This is a genomic window from Enterocloster sp. OA13 (assembly GCF_022440595.1).
Classification (GTDB): domain Bacteria; phylum Bacillota; class Clostridia; order Lachnospirales; family Lachnospiraceae; genus Enterocloster; species Enterocloster hominis.
The window spans coordinates 3,602,042-3,622,019 of sequence record NZ_JAKNTF010000001.1; the positions used below are offsets into that span (position 1 = coordinate 3,602,042).

Sequence of the window (19,978 nt, forward strand, 5' to 3'; positions counted from 1 at the left end):
CCTCATAATTGTTAATATAATTAGTATATTTTACATTAATTATTCTATCCATTCCCCTTTCTCATTTACATAATAGCCATCCGGAGTAACCGTATTGTACAGCAGCCGTCCTTTTGTACCATCGGATTCCATATTGAAATAATACCATTTGTCATCAATTAACTGCCAGCCGGTTACCATACTGCCCTGGGTTGAGCCATCAGTTGGTAAAAGATAATATTGATTTCCATCTATATCGGTATACCAGCCAGTCTGCATATATCCTTCCTCATTAAAATGATACCAGATTCCATTCACTTCTTTCCAGCTACTTGTAGCCCAGGTCTGGTCAGGATTTTTGAGACGCCATCCTTTTTCATCCCGTATCCACTTTATAGTCGGAACTGTAATGATTGAGCCGCCGCCCCCGGATGATGAAGACCCTCCTCTGGTGATGATTTCTTCGAAGTTCGCTGTTACTGTGCTGTTTCCAGAGAGAATAAACCCAAGGACCAGGCTATTTCCCACCTCCGCACCATCGCGTGTCCATCCGGTAAAATGATACCCAGTGTCTGGAACTGCGGACAGGATTACTTCTTTTCGGTCAAGGTAGTAGCCCTCAATACCTGGATTCTTAACATCTCCGAATATAATTTTACCTCCACTGCCAGGCTTAATGTCAAGTAAACTTCCGTCTGGTGCCGTAAAAGAGGTAAGCGGCAAGTTGCTGCAGGACAAATCCGTAAGGCTCGTCAAGCCGGATAAGTTCAGCTCTGTCAACTGGTTATTGCTACAGTACAGCATTTTCAATAGAGGTGAGCCGGATACATCCAGTACCCCCGTCAACTGGTTATCGAAGCAGCCCAGAATAGTCAGGGATGTCAGGCCGGACACATCCAGCCTTTGCAGCCGGTTATCGAAGCAGGACAGTGCTCGCAACGAGGATAAACCAGACACGTCCAGTGCCGTCAACCGGTTATCGAAGCAATACAGAGAGGTCAGGTTCTCTAGGCTCTCTAACCCGTTCAAAGCCGTCAACTGGTTATTGCCACAGTGCAACTCCGTCAGTTCCGTCAGCCCAGACACGTCCAGCATCCCCTTCAACTGGTTATCTCCACAGGACAGATGGGTCAGAGATGTATTCTTTGATACGTTCAATCCAGTCAGATTATTTTTGCCACAAAACAGTATGCCCAGGTTAGTTAGGGCAGAAATATCCAGTGTCCCCCTCAAGCCTTTTTCATATATGTCCACGTAAGTGATTCTTTTTGGGGTGCTACTATCCCATCTTACTAAGTCATCTGTTTCCCAACCTGCCGGGTCATCTTTTGTGGCAGAGAGGTCATTATTTTCAATGATGCCATTGATAACCGCCACATCGCCGTCATGGTAGCCGTCATTGTTTACATCATCGGGGTTGGCTGCCGCAAAGACTGCCTTTATGGACATATTGTCGTTCAGCATAAAGATAACCGGATTATCGAGATATATGCCGCTCGGTATCCGCCATTCCTGAAAGGAAAAGTCGGTGTCGGGACTTGCCTTCAATGTTATCTTGTTGTTGCTGAAATCAAAGGCAGTCATCCAAACCGTGCCGCCCGTCGTCTTATCAACGGTTAGGGTATGGCCGTCCTTTGGTGTGAATGAGGCTAAGGGGTTATATTCGCAGGACAGAATGGTCAGATTCCTATTTTCTGACACGTCCAGTGTCTCCAGCTGGTTAACGCCGCAGTACAGGTCGGTCAGTTCCGTCAAATTCTCCAGCCCGACCAGCGTCTCCAACTGATTATTTTGGCAGTTCAGCCCGGTCAGTTTCTTATTCTCTGACAAGTCCAATACTTTCAGCTGGTTCTTGTTGCAGCCCAGCTTGGTCAGTTCCGTCAGCTGATCCAGTCCGTCCAGCGCCTCCAGCTGATTATTTTGGCATTGCAGACTGATCAGGGCCGTCAAATCGGACACGTCCAGTCTCCCGGAAAGGCCCTGGGAGTTTAAAATCAGATAGGTAATTCTTTTCGGGCTGCTATTGTCCCATACTATTCCCTTACCAGTCCAATTTGCCGGGTCGTCCTTTGAGATGAACGTCAGGCTGTGAGTGTCAATTATGGCATTGATAGCCTCCACGTCATTCTTGCTGTATTCCGTACCGACGTAGGAAAGAGTGTCCACCTGTCCGCCAATCCGCACATAGATTTCCGGCAGTTCCACATCTCCCGCGCAGGTGTAGCCGTCTGGAAGAACAGGTGTAAAGATATAGCTGCCCTGTTCGGCGGTGTCGTCATAAACTTCGTCTGGCTCCCATGTCACTCCCTTAATGGTAATCGGTTCCGGTGTGGGGACGGTATCGTCCTCTATGGTGTAGCCGGACGCGCCCAGCGTGGCGGGCAGGTTCAGCTCGTCCAGCTTTGTTCCGGGTGAAACGGACTGAAACTGTACCTTCTCGTCCAACACATCAAAGTCTGTGATGATGAGCGTCTCTACTTTCCCCTGCTGATTCGGAATCTGATTTGGTACCTCCGTCCCAGGATGCTTATCCTCCGGCTCCGGTATTTCCGGCAGGACGTTCCCGCTGTCCGCATCCGGCTCCTCCTTGCCACATACGTCACAGATAAAGTCACAGGGGTGGCCCTTCACTGCCTCATTGTACCCGCAATCATCGTCATGCTCCCCGCGCTCATGGGGGCAGTCCAGTTCATAGCACTTCTTTTTGTGTACATGGGTGGCGGAGCTGTCCGTTGCCCAATCCATATCCTCATCGTCATAGCCGCAAATCAGTTCGTCCGTATAACATTCGTCCGTGTGGACGTGTTCACAGCGGTGACCCTTGACAGCCTCTACATAGCCGCATTCTTCCGTATGTTCCGGGTGGTGTTCGCATAGCACCCCCCCCCCGGTTGCTTGACGACTTTTCCTCCGCATACACGGTCATCCCCATCTGTCCTGCCAGCAAAGCGGCGCACAACAACAATGAAAGTCCACGTGCGAGTTTCTTATTTTTCATCCTTTTCCCTCCTTGAATTTTGATAATATTGCTACATTTATGTTTAGTACACCTCCTCCCCTAAGATGAACAAATCCGTTCATCTTCCCTAAAACGACGAAATGCGAACGGCCATAGCCATTCGCAATCTCTTGTTTAATTATATCAAGTTCTGGTATGGCTGTCAAAACTAATTTGGGGAACTTATCACTTGGTCATAGTTTCATCATCTATCGGATAGGCACTCGTTTTCCACATATAACACAAAGGACTCCCTTATTTGGGGAGTCCCTAATTAAAATTCAGTTTTTGATAAGTTTATTGCACTACTGTATCCATTCCCCCTTTTCATTTACATGATAACCATCAGGAGTTGTGGTATTAACGAATAGGATACCATCAACTCCAAGGTAATACCATTTGTCCTCTAATTTAATCCAACCTGTTTTCATTGCGCCTGTTGTAGGGTCAAAATAATACCATGCACCATTTATGTCTTTCCACCCAGTAGTCATGGCTCCCATTGTCCCATCTGAATCAGGATTAAGGTAATACCAATAACCATTCCATAAAATCCATCCTGTCATCATATAACCGTTTTCATCAAAGTAATACCAATCATACCTTTTATTATAATCAATATAATAGAATCCATTAGATGACCAAGTTCCGCCTTCATACCTATACCACCATCCCTTATCATTCTTTTCCCAAGAACCTTCAACAATATCACTTAATTCATCTCTGTTTATGTACTGATTTATGTAATTAGTCCTATTACCTATTATGATTTCAATCCCCTGCACGATTTTACCATTTATATCTTCTAAATTAATATTATTAAATGATTGAATCACCCCGTCTTTTTCTATATTTAATTCGGCTATTTGGATTTTATCCGTGCTAATAACTATATTTTTATTAATTAATATCCCTATACTTTCATCCGTTTTAACATAATCGCTAATAGACACGGCAATCCGTTCATCATTCTGTTGTAAACATATTTCTGTATTACCAGTCCCTTTGATTGATAACTCACCAGTATTACAGTCAAATGCCAATGTTCCTCCATCAATCTTCCCTACTGTAACATGATGTTCCGATAATAACCCAAAAGAACAGGCACCCTTTACTGTATACGGCTGAATTGGCATATTAAAGAAACCACCTAAATCTCCCCCACCTTCACAGTATGGAACAAACTCACATATATCTGAACAGTATACCAAATCATTATTCTTTACTTCGGCCATTTTATTATTTTGACAATCATATAAAGAATAATCACTTCCATTAAAATATATAAACGCCTTGAGTGGATCATATTCCAATTTTTTAGAAAAAAAATTATCGGGTAGTTTGCTCAAATCATAAAAATACATGTTACTATTTGTATTACCACTTTTCCTTTCTATGCCATGTGAACTATATATCCATTGACCTGATTCCGTATTTACATCAAAATATGCTGTGGAATTAAGGTATGAATCATGAGGATTTTCAAGCATTACACTATTATTGGGATAATTGCAGTCATATATAGGTATTCTAACCCAGCCTTCTCCCATATCTGTAGGTTTTTTCGCTGTTTCAATAACTACTGCATGATGGGTCTTTGTTATACAGAATACTAGTGGCTTTGCGCTACTACTATTCAAATAATCAATAAGGTCCCTATAATTATTTTTTGCATAATCTTCAAATACTCTACAATTTTTTACATCCATAGAATTTTGAGATATCATTACCCTTTCAATTAATTCTATTATGTCTCCATTACCATCCAGAGTGAAATAATCCTTCCCCTCCTCTGTTTTATATATATCCTGATATCCATAATAATATAAACCGATATCCTGTCCAGCCCCTGACATATAATCATCCAAATCAATTTTACCAATATAATCAGCGACTGCTAATGTTGATAGTCCGAAGCAATTTCCACTCCATTTTACTATTCTTGTTCCTGTAAGTTCAAGCAATGCCATTATATCCAAACCATATGTGTCACTATAACGTTCGACTGGAATTCTGTAATTATTATCATATCCAAATCCTAATCTACTATTGGCAATACACCAACCGTCAGTTTCGGTACTAAAACCATCATATCCCTCATGCATCCATTTTGCATATATTACCAAATCACCTACTGTATTGAGTCCAATTAAATCTATTCTGCTGTTAACTTTAAATGTTGGTGTTGTATACCATCCTCCAAAAATATAATCCTTACGGGTTGGCCTTTGGAGAACAACACCATTTCCGCCTACTACATATGTTGCTGGATTTAGTGAATGATTTATTCCTCCATTTAACACATACGTTATCGCGTGTGTGTTTCCAGTCCATATTGCGTTGATTATGGTTTCATCCGTAATACTACTAAAATCCTTATCCCATGCTAACGTATATCCATCTTTAATTATTGTCGGAGGTGTTGCAGCTGTACCATCTTCAACCATTACTTCTCTTACAATTGTATCCCCATCTTTAAAAGTTACTTTGTATTGCCGTTTCTGACTTTCTGTTACTGTAACTCTACACATCGCAATATATTGTCCTTGAATTGCATAGATATTAGCCGTACCATTACTCATTGCTGATAATTTACCATCAACCCCAATTGATACTACTGATGGATTTGTGGATATCCATTTTAAATTGGTTAGATTGTCGTCAATATTAATAGGGGCAACCTCCAAATCCTTAATATCCCCAACTTTCATCTCCAATGCAGATTTATCAAACTTAATTCCAGCGTTTAAATTACTGTCTGTTTTATTAAGGCCAAAGCGTTGTGAATCCAAATCCAGCCTGAGCATTGGACGGACTCCCAGTATCCAGCTGCAATACCGATTCGCTCCATAGCCGCACAGCCCCTTTTCAGTTACAAAAACTGGCCTTAACAATGTGTAATTTAAATCTCCCCTACTACGCGTCCAATAGCTTCTGTCACTTGCCGTATTACTAGACCTTAAGGAATCATTATTATATGTCGTTTTGCGTGACAGGCTTTCTCCATTTATTGGGAATCCATAACCTTCATCAGTAAGTTCTTCCTTTGACGGGAGAAAAATCTTGTCTTCAGTTGAATTTCCTTCCGGCAGATTACTGTCCGAATTAACAATATCGGTAACCGTACTTTCCTTAATATCGGTCTGTTCTTCAAGTGTGAAATGATTTGCCATAAATTCATCATTCAGCCAGCGTCTCATATCACTTGTTTCCCAGGTTGGATGGTCATTATTTGCAGTCCCATAATTATAAACATCCAACATCTCATCTGCCAAAAGAAGTAAAGCGCTTCCATTATTATTCAATATCCTCCACTTTATGGGCGTCATTAAATCTGCGCCGGAATACAATTGCCCATTAAGCCTATAAAATTCACGGTCATTAACGTAGTCCTTAATTTCTAGCCAGTTGTCATTCCCACTATGCTTGTTGCTCTCCAATCCTTCCCATCCGAAATAAATATAATTCCCCTTCCAGTCACCAGAAGTGGTTCCACCAATCAAAGGATTCCCTAATGGGTCCGTATCCTGTGTATATGTGGTTGTGAAACCATATACAGAAAAATGGTCAGCTTCAAAACTTATCCCATCACTTTCCTGCCTTGAAGGGATAAGTTCTAGATTTTGATCATCATCAATATGAAAAACCGTGGTTTCTCCATCCACAGAAAGCTTGGGACAAATAAAGGAAACATTTACCTTTCCGTTCTCTATCTGTATCTCATCATTACCATCCCAGAAACTGATATCAAATGCAACGGTTTCGTCCTTCTTAAATCCTTCGATTGAATCACGCAGGACTTTTTCCAGTTCATTATCCTGGTTAACCTTAATTATTCTTACTTCTACATTTTTAGGAAGTATTCCGTTGCTCGCTGTTATATGGATGGTTATACCATCAATAGTCTCTTCATAATCAAACCCCCAATAGAGAGACACAGTGATTCTCTTGATATTACCAACCATAAAACTCACTTTATCTGGTAAATTCTCTCTGGCACAATTAATGGCTAATGGGATATCAATGTATTTATCTAAATCATGTTACATCTTCTTCATCTTGTTCTTTTCTTGACGCATTGGAATTGGAGGCAATCCCCACTTCTTCGTCAGAGCCATCCTCTTTGTCATCATCCCTTTTTCCATTGGATGATGTTGCTATGCCTTCGTCACCAATTGTCTCTGCATAGCTAAATTTGGGCGACATATCAACTGCCGAAAGACTTACGACAAGAGCGCCTGTTAACATTAATGACAATGCTTTTTTATACATACTTATTTCCCCTCCTTTTAAATCTATCAATATAAATATTAGCACATTATTTGCTATTACCAAACAAAAATATTAGATATTTTGTGTGATATATCTATTTTTTCACTTATTTTACCATCTTGTAACGCTATTGCAACTAAATTATACCAACAAAAAGCGGATGAGCCATCGCAGCCCTCCGCCTGTTCTTATCTACTTATCAATTTCACATTTATATAACTTTACTATGCATTTAATATTTGAGTTGTAAATCCCTATAAAACCATATTTACAAAAAAGTATAAAACATAATTTCATCCTTAGAAATCTTCATATACAATTTTTTCTTAATTTATGCTATTATAATTAACGTAACCCCTTCAACACATTATAGTTTTGTTAGCCCCCAAAAGAAACGAAATACCTTCTCCTGAAAAGACCAGTTCCCCGACTGGTCTTTTCTCTCCCCGTAGACTTTAAATAGCCAGGATATTAATTTAACATCATTAATCAATATTCCTTTTGCATTCCTCCATTCCATATTCCATTCTTGTCCACGTACCAACCATCTATCCACGTATCTACCAACATAATTCCCATCTTTCCATCTGAAACCGGATTAAAATAACGCCAAACACCGTCAATCTGCTGCCATCCGGTCCTCATCCCATAATTGATATCTACGCAGAACCAGCCATCATAATATGCATCAAATATCATACCATCTTTTAAATAACAGTCCGCACCAAATGCATACCATACTCCATTAATTAACTCCCATCTGTAATACTCAGACTGTTTCCCAGTTGAATCTGTTTCCCTTCGCCCCTGTGCCCATGTCCCATCTGCTTTCTGCCAACGCCATCCAATGTCATCTTTCAGCCACTTCCCATTTGTCACGGGTGTGGTATAATCACTACCATCTGAGGAAACATCCGAACCTACTACATTATAATCATTTATGGAAATAATCCTATCCCCCATATAATTATCCTGCACAACAGGAATGTATTCCACGCTTAGGACATGATTGCCTGCTGAAGGGTTTTTCCACGTTGCAGATGACAGTAAATCCCCATCTATTGGGCACTGTGCTATCGCGACACCATCTGCACTGAACTTAACCATCCCTTTGGGGATGTCATTACCTATTGTCCCGCTTATACCTGCCTGCAGTTTTATCTCCTGCCCGGCCCGTGCCTCAACCGGTTCTACCTCCAAAGATAATGACAGTTTTTTAGGCTGGACGGTTACTACTATGTCCCCCGTTGCTATACTGTATAAATCCCCATAAATGCTTAAGGGTCTGAATGACATCTTGTATGTCTTTTCCATACCGTCTTTTACCGATGGCACAATGGTATCATCGCTCCACACAAAATCCCCATCCAGTATCCTATGGTCTTCATCAAATGCCTCCCCGCTGGAAATATCACCATCTGCAAGACTTTCCCCATATGTAAGGATCACTTCCGGCCAATCCACATCCGGGACAATTGCCGTACCTATCTCAACATATCTGGCAGGGCCGGTACTTTCATCCTCACCTATGGTATTGATATAAATCCATGCGCCATAAATATCAGGGTTCAGGAGCACGGTAAAGCACTTTCCACCCTTTCGGATTACAAGCCCGTCCCCTAGTTCAATCTCCTGCGGAAGTTCTGCATACTTAGGGTCATCATAGTATAACTTTTGAAGCTGGATGGCCTGACAGTGCGCTTCTGCCTTATCAACGTCTATGCCGTCCACGTCCTCAGAAGCAGATGCGGATGCTATCAGTGTGCTGCCCGGTTCTAACTGTAATGATGTGAACTGTTGTTTACCCGAGTTCTCCAGATTGATACAGATTCCTGTTCCCGCAGCGTTTCCCCCTCCATATAAATCATGTCCATCAGTGGTGGCGTCTGCCGTAATTGTACCGGAATTGATGATGGTTGCATCCCCTGAATAATTAAGCAGGTCGATTCCATAGCTATATCCTTCCAAACCACTCGCAGTCAAATCCCCCTGATTATCAAGGGTGACACTGCCGCTCCCATCCATTTCAAGGCCAATTGCATGCTCATAAGTACCGTTCTTCCCTTTATTTGTAGCCTTAAGTTCCATCGTGCCGCAATTAAGCACGTGGATATCCTTCCCACCAACAATTGAAAACGCATTAGAATGGTTAGACCAGCGCGAGAGACTGATTGTTCCATCTATATTACCACCGTAAGCCAGCACTTCTGCGTGAATCATCCCATCCTGGCCATTTACCCACTGTTCAGATATGGATGTGCCCCTCAATCCATAAGCCTGTCCATTCGTCGTCGTGACCGAGATATCAATGTCACCATTATTTTCCATTCCGGCCCCATAAATGACCATCCCATATGCGTTTGCCCATTCTCCTGAATCCAGGCTTCCATTATCAATGATTATTTTTATACTACCTTCATTGTCAAAGGATGTTTTTGCTGGTACATCATATGTCCCGCATCGTATTCCAAATATCGTCCCAACGAGACTCCTGTCTTGTGCCCCTAATATATCAATCCCAATGTCAGCATAGTTTTGGAAGCCATCGGCAGAATCTATTCCGCCAAGGTTCTTACCTGTCCCTAAATCCCCATCCTGCTCCAATGAAATGGTAAGCGAACCGGATGTGTCCGTACCATTTGCAACAGAAATACCTCCACCTGGATTACTGACTGCAAAGTATGATTGGTCGGCATGGTTTTCCACATGGATGAGGTTTTCTCCCTCTACCACAATCATCAGATCCTTACGGTTAGACGATATGACAGCATCATCTCCGGATTTCCCATCAACCGTCCTACTTAATTGAACATTTGATAATTCCAGTTTCCCCTGCTCTGCATCCCAATGGATGTCATGCTCACCTTGAGTTCCATAAACAACCTTATTATCGTCATCCACCCTCGCATACTGATACACATCATCCATCAACAGGCCCGCGACCATAATTTGGTCTTCGGGATTGGTCATAAGGTTGGTTCCGCCGAACTGTACCTTTATCTGCAGTGGCTTTACACCATCCTTTACCGTATATCCTTCCGGAAGCAGTGCCTTAAAGATAAATTCCCCTTCATATCCCCCATCCTCAGGATAGTCACTGCATTCCCATCCTTCAATTCCTATTTCCGATTTTAAGTCCTCTGATACGTCTCCATCCGCATATATTACAGTTGCACTGATTTTTTCCGGCAGCATGGATACTATGATTTCATGGCCTACCCTGTTAATTTCACTGGCACCCGGCAGGGAAAGGATATTGCCTGAGAGCAGTTCCTGCTCATCCATCCATTTCCAGTCGGTAACCATATCACCATCAGCACCAGGTAAGACTTCCACCACTATTCTTGGCAGCTCCGCCGAAGCCAGCTGATATGTATCACGCACCAATACAGCATCGAATACATAGATACCCGGGACCTCCCCATCATACTCGTCCCTATCGCTAAAGCCTTCATCCAGTTCCCACTTGACACGGATATTTTTCCACTCCCCATCCTCAGTTTTCGTTGCCGTACTGGATGTTGCCACGGTCACATCTTCATCCTCTTTTTTGATTGCCTCTGAAGGGGATGCTGTATACCCCTTATCCTCTTCATGGTCCTTGGTTGCCTCTGACGAGGATGCGATATGCTTTTTAGCTTCAGATGGAGTTGCAGTATCTTCATCATCAAAGGATTCAATCACTACAAAACCACGCAGCCTTTCCGGTAAGTCCAGGTTTTTCTTTTTTGTTCCGTTAGGGACCTGTTGATACAGTATTTCCTCTGGCAGTTCCTCAAACTCCTCTATCTGCTTTGAGACATCCTGCTCTGCACCATAGGGCATTATACTTCCTATATTACTGCATACTAAAATGATTCCCAATACCAACAGCAGTTTTCTGCGTCTTTTTGCCCCCCCCCCCCCGGTTGCCTGACGATGTTTCTTCCGCATACACAGTCATCCCCATTTGTCCTGCCAGCAGGGCGGCACACAGTAGCAGCGAAAAGTTACGTACATGTTTCTTATTTTTCATTCTTTCCCCTCCTTAAATTTTGACAATATTGCTACATCTATGCTTAATACACCTCCTCTCCCAAGATGAACAAATCCGTTCATCTTCCCTAAAACGACGAAATGCGAACGGCCATAGCCATTCGCAATTTCTTATTTAATTATATCAAGTTCTGGTGTGGATGTCAAAACTAATTTGGGGAATGACATCAAAGTCACCTCATAATGCAAAGGCTGGATATGTGGCAACCCATTTAAGACATCCTTCTTTGTTGACCATCCTGCTACTGTTTCCCCTATAGGATATCATAGAAATAAAGAAAGATATTTACAGCCGCAATTGTAATCATAATCAGGCCTGTCAAAATCCACCAGCCATATTTAATATTTTTATCCTCATTCGGGCAATAAAACTCCCTTCCATCCCTTGGATTATAAAATATTTCTACGGAATCCCCTGGATTTCCTGCCTTGAAACATGCGATTGGCATCCTTGCGTCAATCCCAAGGTAATCCTTATCTTTCGCATTATATCTATATATTGTATGGCAGACAAGAGTAAATGAAGGCCAATAATTCATCTTTAATCCCCGGCGGCTTATTTTCATTCCGTTAAAAAATCCACTGCGCTCCGTGTGGTCAATCACTCCGCTTGTTATTGCCGTGCATCTTTCCTTAATATTCCTTTCCGCCTTTCTTTGACGGGTATTAAGGTATACGGCAATCACAAGCACTATCACACTCAGTATGACGCATTCTTCAAAACCACTTAAGGCTATAACCATTGGAATCACCTGATTTCATTCTGATATTTTCGAAACACGTCTTTACATATCTTTACGGAAATATAATCCGTTTATATCGACTACGGATTTGACGTCATCCATCATCCCTGTATCCCTTCCGCGTATATCCGCCTAAATACCATTCCATAAACAGATTAATATCTTCCAGCACATCCATAATCCTCCATCTGTATTCCTCATTTTCCTTCAGTTCCTTTAACAAATAGGGCTTCACGATACGTTTCTCCATGATATCCTCCCTCCTATCTGTAACCATTTTCCTCCAACGTCATATAGTATAGAAAATGCATCCGGGAGGGACCAATATGCCTGGAAGCTGGGAATATCAGCCATACCTGACAACCTATGAGTCATTTATATTCTATAATGCCATTGGAAACCACGATGACTATTTCTATCATCCCATAGCAGTGGCTAAGCAGATTGTCAATGGGACTAATTACAGGTTCATGACCATTGCCGAGCCAAAAGAATCCGGCCTTTTACCACATTTTGCAATTGTTGACATCTACAAGCCAATAAGCGGTGAGGCATATGCAACAAAAATCACACCTTTGTAATGCATATCCCGGACAGGACAGACCTGGACTTTCTTCATTTCCGCCCCAGGCCGGCAGGCCGGCTATTTGTCATGCCCATGTTCAATCTTATTCATTATCTTATCCAGTTCATCCGGTTCAGGCTGTGGGACCTCGCTTTCATCCACAGCCTTCTGCGCCCAGCACACTTCCTTTAAAAGCTGGTCATCTTTGTATTCCTTCAGAATATTCTTATTAAGCCTGTCATCGCCCTCCATTACATTCCCTCCTTCACATTACCATACATAAAAAGATTCTCTATTACGAAACATTATACTTATATAAAAGTTTAGAATCAAGATAAAAATTTCGCTATAGCGAATCTTCCAGGAGGCCGTAACATGCAGAAATTAAGACCGGACATGAACATTGGACAGAATATCCAGGTATTACGCCACCACAAAAAGCTGACACAGGATGCAACTGTTGCAAAATTAAATCTTATGGGCATTGAAATAACAAAAAGTACTTACGCAAAGCTGGAGACAAACCGGATGAATGTGAAAGTCAGCGAGCTGATTGCCTTGTCCATCATCTTCTCATGCAGCATGGAGGATTTCTTTGCCGGACTAAAAAATGAATTTATAAAATACATGCACCGCGAAATGACATAAATGCACGATATCCGGCATGATATCGGCATGATATCGGCGCACAATCTTTATATTGAGATATTCCGGGTAAAATGATAAAGTAAGTATATGGATAGTGACTGATTCAGAAAAGCGGAGGGCCTGCTGTGAAATTTATTGTTAAATGTCTTGTAATCATATTAATCATCGTCCTTGCCATGGGTTTATATGACACAATCCGTAATGGCCTGTTAAACGGCGACGGCTACCGCCCTGTTACGGAACAGATGAAGGAAGTCATCGGCAATTGAAGGCATTGTCCCGGCTTCACAAACTTCTTACAAACTGTTCATATTTTGTCCATGCTTTGTCTATTGAATGCTCATATTTGCTGAATATACTATATCTTGTAAACAAACAATGCTTATAAGATTTTTTTCATAATACTCAGCCGGCAGAAGGAATTCTGACCGGCTCCTCCCTTTTTTAGGGGGAATACCTGATTGCCGCTGGCCAGACATAAGAAAAGAGGAGATAGAAGAATGGTAAAATGTAATAACCTTTACAACAATGGCAACATGAAAATGATAGATGAACGGGACTGTATCAAAGTGTTTGAGCATCAGCGTGATTTAAGCGTTAACCCAGGCTCTGCCATGGCTGCTTACTATGCAGCGGAAATGAACGTGCGCAGACGCCAGGTACTGATTGAATTAAACGGAAATGCGTTTACGGTTCAGGCAGGTGCAATGCAGTGGATTGCAGGAGCCGTTAAAATGACATCCGGCATCAAGGGAGTAGGCGACTTCCTGGGAAAAGCCATTGCTTCCAAGGTAACGAAGGAAAGTTCTGCCAAGCCGGAATACTCTGGGAATGGTCTGGTCATGCTGGAGCCTACTTATAAGCATATCCTGCTGGAGGATGTAGCTGAGTGGGGAAGCCTGGTTTTAGAAGACGGGCTCTTCCTTGCATGTGATTCCAATATAACTCAGAAAGTGGTTGCCAGGACCACCCTCTCCTCTGCAGTTGCAGGCAAAGAAGGACTTTTTAATCTCTGCCTTACCGGCAGCGGCATTGCTGTACTGGAAAGCCCGGTCCCCCGGGATGAGTTGATTGAGTTCAACCTGCAGGACGATGAAGTGAAGATTGACGGCAATATGGCTATCGCATGGTCCAACTCCCTGAAATTCACGGTTGAGCGTTCTTCAAAGTCCCTGGTAGGCTCCGCTGTGTCCGGCGAAGGCCTGGTCAATGTCTACCGTGGCAGCGGACGGATTCTGATGGCTCCAACAGAATAAAATCCCACGACAGCCTGGATGGTTTGAATTCTCTATTTGATGGGCTTAATTGGGTATATTATTTGAAAATTTTAAAAATTTTAAAAATTACACTTTTTTATCTTGCCATCTTCCGGTCTGCTATGCTATAATCGCCCTATGGAGACATAGCTCAGCTGGGAGAGCATCTGCTTGACGTGTAGAGGGTCGCAGGTTCGAGTCCTGTTGTCTCCAGTGGTTGAAGAGTGCTGGAATCCTTGATTTTACAAGGTTTTCGGCACTTTTTCCGTTTTATGCGACCTGGATTTTTGAAGGCAATTGAAGACAATTCTTGTTTGTCGTTAATATAGGGTTGTTCTTGATTTTTTCTTATGTTTCATCTTCCCTAAACGGACTATAAATATATTTATGTGTCGTTTCTAAATCCGTATGCCCCAGCCAATGTCTTATTTGAACAGGGGTGCGGACGTTTTTCTGGACTTTCTGGGATTCCGAAAGGAACTAAATCAGTTTGTATTCAAGAAATAAGATTAACATCGCATTGCAGATTTATAATCAGTCGGGGGAAGTGACGGAGACAATCAGTGTTTTAGGTTATCCCACGTGAAGGGCCTTATATACTTGGATTCGTAATGATGGGGCCAAAAATCCCCCAGCATCGGTCAGACCGCCCTGAAAAATAGAGGGAACGACACAATCGTATTGGCTCAGATACGGCTCTAAGAGTCCTTCAATTTCCAGTATACTGTTTGAATCAACGCCCCACTGTTCTAATAACTGTGGGGCGTAATTTAAAACAATTATTCGAAGTTCGCGGTAGTACTAAGTTGTGTCACAGTATTATAAATTCGTTAAAATAATACTAATTGAGGCTAAAAGCACTGCTATAACTTTCCCACCTTTTATCGGCTCTGCAAACAGCAATGTACTGAGTACATTCCCCATCAATAGTGTTCCTGATGCAAACACAGGTATTACAACAGAAGCCGCAATTAACTCCAAGCTTTTTAGCTGTAAGGCTGTATTGAGGATATTTGATATCCCAAACAGCAATCCTATTGCCAATGGCATCCCGGAAAAATGTGGATGCCAGCTACCGTTTCTATATTGTATCCAATTAATGAGCAGGCAGAATAAAAAAGCTATAAAATATGATACTGTTAAAAAGACTATCTTATATTCAGGAAGTGCATAATAAGCATATATTCAGTACCATAAAAGTGTAGTTGTTATCATCTAAAACAGTGCTTGCTGCATATGTAACATTCGGATCCGCCATTTTACTTTTTACAATTTTAGACTATTAGGATACATTCCAGGAACATACAAAATTCACACTATTTGCGATTATAGTCTTTCCGTCTTTAGAGATATCCATGTTTTTGATTCCGGTTAACTTTTCATGACATAATGTTTTTAGGAACTTTCCTGTTGCTATATCCCATAGATGAATAGAGTTATTTTCTTCAGAAATTAACATCTCTCCGTTAGAAGACACTGCAAAAAGGCTACCATGTATATCCCGCAAATGTATGTCATGTTCTAAATCCCAAATCTGCGCTAAGGATTCCTCTGTAACAAGAACTCCAATTTTACCATCATCAGATAGCAATACCTTCCCCTTCGTAAAGTAACTGCTTTTAGAATCTTTTTTTACAGTATATCGGCTGCCTTTTTTAGTGTCAGCAAAGGTACAGATATATTCTTCATTATTACTGCTGGTGCGCATCTCCAGTTTTGATAATCCGTCTTTTGACATCGCTACGCTTTTTATTCTGGGATGCATCATATGGGACTCTTTTCCAAATGGTGTTTTCAATTTACATTCCGTAAATCCAAAATAGTAAATTTGATTGTATGATATGATATATACTCCTTTACAATCGGATGTAACCAAATATGATATTATAGTCTCATCCCTAACCGGAAAACGTATTTTCTTTTCACCTTCTGCTATTCTTTGAAATTTGCCCAAACTATCCCTTTGGTATATTCTTATAATCAATATATCATTACCTTTTCCCAATAAAGCAGCAATTTCTCCTGGTATTTTTTTTGAAAGGATGACCAGACGATTCTTTTGTGTTGTAAAAACTCCAATAACATCCTCCTTGCTTTTAAAAGTCACCTGAGGATTCACAATATCATATACACTCAATATGCCCATATTCTTTTCTGGATAAGCATACTGCCTGATTTCATACACGGTTCCCCAATTTGTATATCCAAATATCCAACCTGAATCATCTAACTCTACCTTATCTAAATATTCGTATTCATATTCTGGCGGCATTGCTGAAAAATGCTCAAGACGGGCGTAAGGTCCCTCATCAATTATCTCTGTGCTTTCGGCCTGACCTTGAAAAACACAGATTTTCCTCAATTTAAGCTTCCCGGCCACAGCTGTGCATGTTCCCTCATACCATAGTTTTGACGTATGCGCAAGTTCAGGAATTATCAGTGATAATGACAGCGGGCTGTACACAAGTCCCAATGATACAGTCTCCTGAGGGCTAGGCAGGCAGATGACCCGCTTTTTATCAGACTGTACTCTGTTTAAAAGTGGATGGTTCAATCCTTCCTGGGTTCCATCCAGGATATCTTTGGCAAAATACCAGTTACTATGCCCTCCTGTAAGTATCACAAAATCCAGGTAGTTTTCGGATAACCCCTCGTCCTCCCTCTGCGCTGCCTGCAATCCGCCTTCCAGAAGCTGCCTGAAATCTAAAATGTGTCCTGAAATCATCTGCTCAAACTTGAAACGGTCAAAGCCTGGAAAGGGGGCCCCGCCGAATATCATGGAAAACGCAGCAACATATCCGCAGGTTGTGACTGTTTTTCCTTCATTCAAGTCACGTGAAACCGTCTCCTCCTTCCACCTCTTTGCTGCGGAGTTTGCTGATGCTATCTGCTCCGCCTGTTCAGGCGAAAGGGACTGACCATTACTTTTCATTCCTTTCAGATAGTCTGCCACATACTTCTCCAGGACTTTGTCAATCTCACGGCCTCCACAGGCCAGCCGGCTCCCCTTCACAGGCCAAGTTACTATGATTTCATTGGAGATATCCTCAGCGTGAAGGATTCCCATAGTTTTTTTTGCCACATGGTACCGGCTAAAAGCCAAATCCGTAGTTCCTGCCCCCATATCTATCAAAAGCAGATAACCTGTCTGGCCGCTCTTTAAAATCCCTTTTTTTCCCAACTCCCCAGACTGTTGACTAAGCACTGTATACAAGGCTGCTGATGCCTCATTCATGGAAGTGACATTCTGAAATCCTGCCTTTATGGCTGCCTGTTTCATAAAGTTACGCGTCTCGTCCTTCCATTTGACCGGATAACTGATGATGGTCTGCTCCACATCCTCTGCGGCGCCAAGGGTGCTGGACTGCTGCACATACCATGTATACAAATACGACAAAAAACTTTCTGTCAACTGCTCTGCCTGTTCTTTCTTTACCGGATTTTCGCTTTCCAGCTTCATCTTAAAATCTTTAAATATTTCGGCCCCCTCCACTGGTTCATCCGCATCCCGCCCACAGGTCACGGTTCCGTCCGCATTTCTACGCACAATTGTGGCAGCTTTCGTATCCGCTTCTCCATTCCCAAAAGTGACTCCTTTTGTGAAAAACCGGTCGCCCAAAGGTTCTCCATTCTGATATCGCTTCACTTTGATTAACGATGTACTGGTTCCAAAATCAATACCTACAACCCGTGTGATTTCAGTTTTTCCCATATGACTGCCGTCCTTTCATCTATATTCTTACAAACCGCGGTGCCTGAAAAATCGCATTTATATTATTCCACACGCTCCCAAATATGACTAAGATTATACTATATTTGGAATGATTCCTCAATGTATACCCACACATAATATCCTAAACCTTACCAGTAATTAAAGCAAGATAAGTTAACATAAAAAGGCATAGCAGGAATTGACCGAAAAACTAAGGACTAGGCCATATAGCCCAGTCCCCATCCATTTTCCGCCTAAATACCTTATTTGAAACCATAATACCAGGTTCCATCACTGCAATAATTTATCCATAATCCATTCACGTACGGTTCATATGTAGACGGCTTATAAAACCATCCCCCATCTTTCAATGCAGCCGGAGCCGCTGTTTTATCAGGACACCAGTCAGCTTCCATAAAACCGTCCGCGAGATTATTGGACTGGATTCCATGCCCCGCCAGAACTCCCCTGATCCATGTCCCTGTGATTATGTGAATGTCCCCATCTTCGTTATCTGGACCAAAATCATAAAACAATATCCCATCTCCATTACGGATTCCATCCTGGAAATTCCCAAGATAAATACAGTCATCCCGCAGGGATATCATTAAGCCGTATCCACTTGCCACACCATCTCTAGTCTCTCCACAGTAAGCCCCCTGCAACTCACCCCGCGACATATAATTAATCACGTCTGGTCCGTCCCCTGCTTTCTTTCCTTCCTTATCCATCAATTCATAATATCGTCCACCTGAACTTTCCTGAAAATGTACCCCCTCTTTCATGATACCATTTTCAAAACGTCCGGCAAAAACCAGTTTATCCTTTTCCTTATATAAGCCATAACCGCTGCGGATACCCTTTTCAAATTCTCCGAAAAAAAATGAGTCCCCCTTCATTTCCCCACCATATCCTTCCAGATATCCATTCATCCGCTTACCGTAATAAGAAACCCCATTTTCTTCCCACCTTTGGAATGTTTTAATATCTGCAGGCAATTCTTCCCTGTGGTAGCAATCCATTCCCACCGGATTTTTCCTCATCAGACTTTGTGGATTCGGATTCCATACGGTGGTAAAGGGAACCAAAAACAAAAATAGTAATAATAATATAATTTGCCAATTCGTTTTTCCCGTATCCTTCTGCACTTTTTCAGTTTCTTCCACTTTTTTCACATCCATAATCTCCGGCAGACGATACAATATACATACTAAGGGAATCAATTCCACACCGCCTCCAAGAAAAGGAAATACTGTTCCAAGTCCAGCATTGCTATCAATCATAAACAGTTCCCGGGCAATCCCCATGACAGCAATCAACCATAATTCCAAACGGATATAGCGGGCAATACGCCATGTCCTTTTCCTGTGATAAGGGATATTCGCTGCGGCAATCATCATACTTATAAAAAGAAATAAGATTACTCCAACTGCGAATTTGCCATATGCAACATGAATGCATGTAAGCGGTTTCCACTTCCAGGTAAAAATCATAAGGTTATCTTTTACATAATGTGTAACCGGATTAATGACCCACTCATCAATAGCGCCAATATTACGGTTCCAGTTTATAAGCAATGCATCCATACGATAATTCAGCCATCCAACATCCCGTATGGTGCCTTCCGGGTCCAACAGATGACAGCCAAGGCTGTAGATGATTTCCCGGACCCTGCCGTCCCTGTAAAACAGCAGCAAGGCCAGGCAGCCGTATAAGACTGTTCCTATGCCAATACCAAGCAATTTCCCTTTGGTGCCTTTCATGTCTGTT

General features: G+C 42.0%; 15 protein-coding genes and 1 tRNA gene. 6 read left to right on the plus strand and 10 right to left on the minus strand.

Annotated features, from left to right (window positions below):
* Positions 1 to 39: 39 nt before the first annotated feature.
* From MCJ35_RS16015 to MCJ35_RS16045, 7 genes are all read right to left on the minus strand, one after another.
* Positions 40 to 2,895: a leucine-rich repeat domain-containing protein gene (locus tag MCJ35_RS16015; RefSeq protein WP_081739241.1), complete on the minus strand. Its 2,856-nt coding sequence runs from the start codon at positions 2,893 to 2,895 to the stop codon at positions 40 to 42.
* A 387-nt stretch (positions 2,896 to 3,282) separates the two neighbouring features.
* A complete protein-coding gene (locus tag MCJ35_RS16020) occupies positions 3,283 to 6,942 on the minus strand; it encodes a DUF6273 domain-containing protein (protein ID WP_240299564.1) in 3,660 nt (1,219 codons plus the stop codon).
* A 73-nt stretch (positions 6,943 to 7,015) separates the two neighbouring features.
* Positions 7,016 to 7,249: a hypothetical protein gene (locus tag MCJ35_RS16025; RefSeq protein ID WP_025486430.1), complete on the minus strand. Its 234-nt coding sequence runs from the start codon at positions 7,247 to 7,249 to the stop codon at positions 7,016 to 7,018.
* Positions 7,250 to 7,738: 489 nt separating this feature from the next.
* Positions 7,739 to 11,119, minus strand: a complete 3,381-nt coding sequence (locus tag MCJ35_RS16030; protein WP_240299565.1) for a hypothetical protein — start codon at positions 11,117 to 11,119, stop codon at positions 7,739 to 7,741.
* Positions 11,088 to 11,264, minus strand: coding sequence for a hypothetical protein (locus tag MCJ35_RS16035; protein WP_240299566.1), 177 nt, complete (start codon positions 11,262 to 11,264; stop codon positions 11,088 to 11,090). Before MCJ35_RS16035 ends, MCJ35_RS16030 begins: the two co-directional genes overlap by 32 nt.
* Positions 11,265 to 11,538: 274 nt before the next feature.
* On the minus strand, positions 11,539 to 12,027 hold the full coding sequence (locus MCJ35_RS16040) for a hypothetical protein (protein WP_025486428.1): 489 nt from the start codon (positions 12,025 to 12,027) through the stop codon (positions 11,539 to 11,541).
* 94 nt (positions 12,028 to 12,121) lie between these two features.
* Positions 12,122 to 12,277, minus strand: coding sequence for a hypothetical protein (locus tag MCJ35_RS16045; protein WP_155858492.1), 156 nt, complete (start codon positions 12,275 to 12,277; stop codon positions 12,122 to 12,124).
* A 76-nt stretch (positions 12,278 to 12,353) separates the two neighbouring features.
* Between MCJ35_RS16045 and MCJ35_RS16050 the strand changes: the two genes are divergently transcribed.
* Complete coding sequence (locus tag MCJ35_RS16050; protein WP_025486427.1) at positions 12,354 to 12,608, plus strand: hypothetical protein; 255 nt, start codon at positions 12,354 to 12,356, stop codon at positions 12,606 to 12,608.
* A gap of 62 nt (positions 12,609 to 12,670) precedes the next feature.
* Here MCJ35_RS16050 and MCJ35_RS16055 read toward each other — a convergent pair whose 3' ends face one another.
* Positions 12,671 to 12,844 carry a hypothetical protein gene (locus tag MCJ35_RS16055; protein WP_008718181.1) on the minus strand — a complete coding sequence of 58 codons (174 nt, stop codon included), beginning with the start codon at positions 12,842 to 12,844 and terminating at the stop codon, positions 12,671 to 12,673.
* A gap of 123 nt (positions 12,845 to 12,967) precedes the next feature.
* Between MCJ35_RS16055 and MCJ35_RS16060 the strand changes: the two genes are divergently transcribed.
* From MCJ35_RS16060 to MCJ35_RS32575, 5 genes are all read left to right on the plus strand, one after another.
* On the plus strand, positions 12,968 to 13,240 hold the full coding sequence (locus tag MCJ35_RS16060; RefSeq protein WP_025486426.1) for a helix-turn-helix domain-containing protein: 273 nt from the start codon (positions 12,968 to 12,970) through the stop codon (positions 13,238 to 13,240).
* Between the two features lie 125 nt (positions 13,241 to 13,365).
* On the plus strand, positions 13,366 to 13,509 hold the full coding sequence (locus tag MCJ35_RS16065) for a hypothetical protein (protein WP_008718183.1): 144 nt from the start codon (positions 13,366 to 13,368) through the stop codon (positions 13,507 to 13,509).
* Positions 13,510 to 13,740: 231 nt separating this feature from the next.
* Positions 13,741 to 14,496: an AIM24 family protein gene (locus MCJ35_RS16070; RefSeq protein WP_025486425.1), complete on the plus strand. Its 756-nt coding sequence runs from the start codon at positions 13,741 to 13,743 to the stop codon at positions 14,494 to 14,496.
* A 140-nt stretch (positions 14,497 to 14,636) separates the two neighbouring features.
* Positions 14,637 to 14,709: transfer RNA gene (locus tag MCJ35_RS16075), tRNA-Val, on the plus strand.
* Between the two features lie 595 nt (positions 14,710 to 15,304).
* Positions 15,305 to 15,670 (plus strand): hypothetical protein, encoded by a 366-nt coding sequence (locus MCJ35_RS32575; protein ID WP_240299567.1) that lies wholly within the window; start codon positions 15,305 to 15,307, stop codon positions 15,668 to 15,670.
* A 108-nt stretch (positions 15,671 to 15,778) separates the two neighbouring features.
* Here MCJ35_RS32575 and MCJ35_RS16085 read toward each other — a convergent pair whose 3' ends face one another.
* Entirely contained in the window at positions 15,779 to 18,208 is a 2,430-nt protein-coding gene (locus tag MCJ35_RS16085; protein ID WP_240299568.1) for an Hsp70 family protein, read from the minus strand.
* A gap of 263 nt (positions 18,209 to 18,471) precedes the next feature.
* Positions 18,472 to 19,794, minus strand: coding sequence for an MORN repeat-containing protein (locus MCJ35_RS16090; protein ID WP_240299569.1), 1,323 nt, complete (start codon positions 19,792 to 19,794; stop codon positions 18,472 to 18,474).
* Positions 19,795 to 19,978 lie beyond the last annotated feature (184 nt).

Bases quoted from the DNA above. Each gene is read 5' to 3' on its own strand.
- MCJ35_RS16070 (WP_025486425.1), top strand. From the start codon at position 13,741: ATGGTAAAATGTAATAACCTTTACAACAATGGCAACATGAAAATGATA.
- MCJ35_RS16090 (WP_240299569.1), bottom strand. From the start codon at position 19,794: ATGGATGCATTGCTTATAAACTGGAACCGTAATATTGGCGCTATTGAT.
- MCJ35_RS16060 (WP_025486426.1), top strand. From the start codon at position 12,968: ATGCAGAAATTAAGACCGGACATGAACATTGGACAGAATATCCAGGTA.
- MCJ35_RS16055 (WP_008718181.1), bottom strand. From the start codon at position 12,844: ATGGAGGGCGATGACAGGCTTAATAAGAATATTCTGAAGGAATACAAA.
- MCJ35_RS16085 (WP_240299568.1), bottom strand. From the start codon at position 18,208: ATGGGAAAAACTGAAATCACACGGGTTGTAGGTATTGATTTTGGAACC.
- MCJ35_RS16045 (WP_155858492.1), bottom strand. From the start codon at position 12,277: ATGGAGAAACGTATCGTGAAGCCCTATTTGTTAAAGGAACTGAAGGAA.
- MCJ35_RS16050 (WP_025486427.1), top strand. From the start codon at position 12,354: ATGCCTGGAAGCTGGGAATATCAGCCATACCTGACAACCTATGAGTCA.
- MCJ35_RS16035 (WP_240299566.1), bottom strand. From the start codon at position 11,264: ATGAAAAATAAGAAACATGTACGTAACTTTTCGCTGCTACTGTGTGCC.
- MCJ35_RS16025 (WP_025486430.1), bottom strand. From the start codon at position 7,249: ATGTATAAAAAAGCATTGTCATTAATGTTAACAGGCGCTCTTGTCGTA.
- MCJ35_RS16040 (WP_025486428.1), bottom strand. From the start codon at position 12,027: ATGGTTATAGCCTTAAGTGGTTTTGAAGAATGCGTCATACTGAGTGTG.
- MCJ35_RS16015 (WP_081739241.1), bottom strand. From the start codon at position 2,895: ATGCGGAGGAAAAGTCGTCAAGCAACCGGGGGGGGGGTGCTATGCGAA.
- MCJ35_RS16020 (WP_240299564.1), bottom strand. From the start codon at position 6,942: ATGGTTGGTAATATCAAGAGAATCACTGTGTCTCTCTATTGGGGGTTT.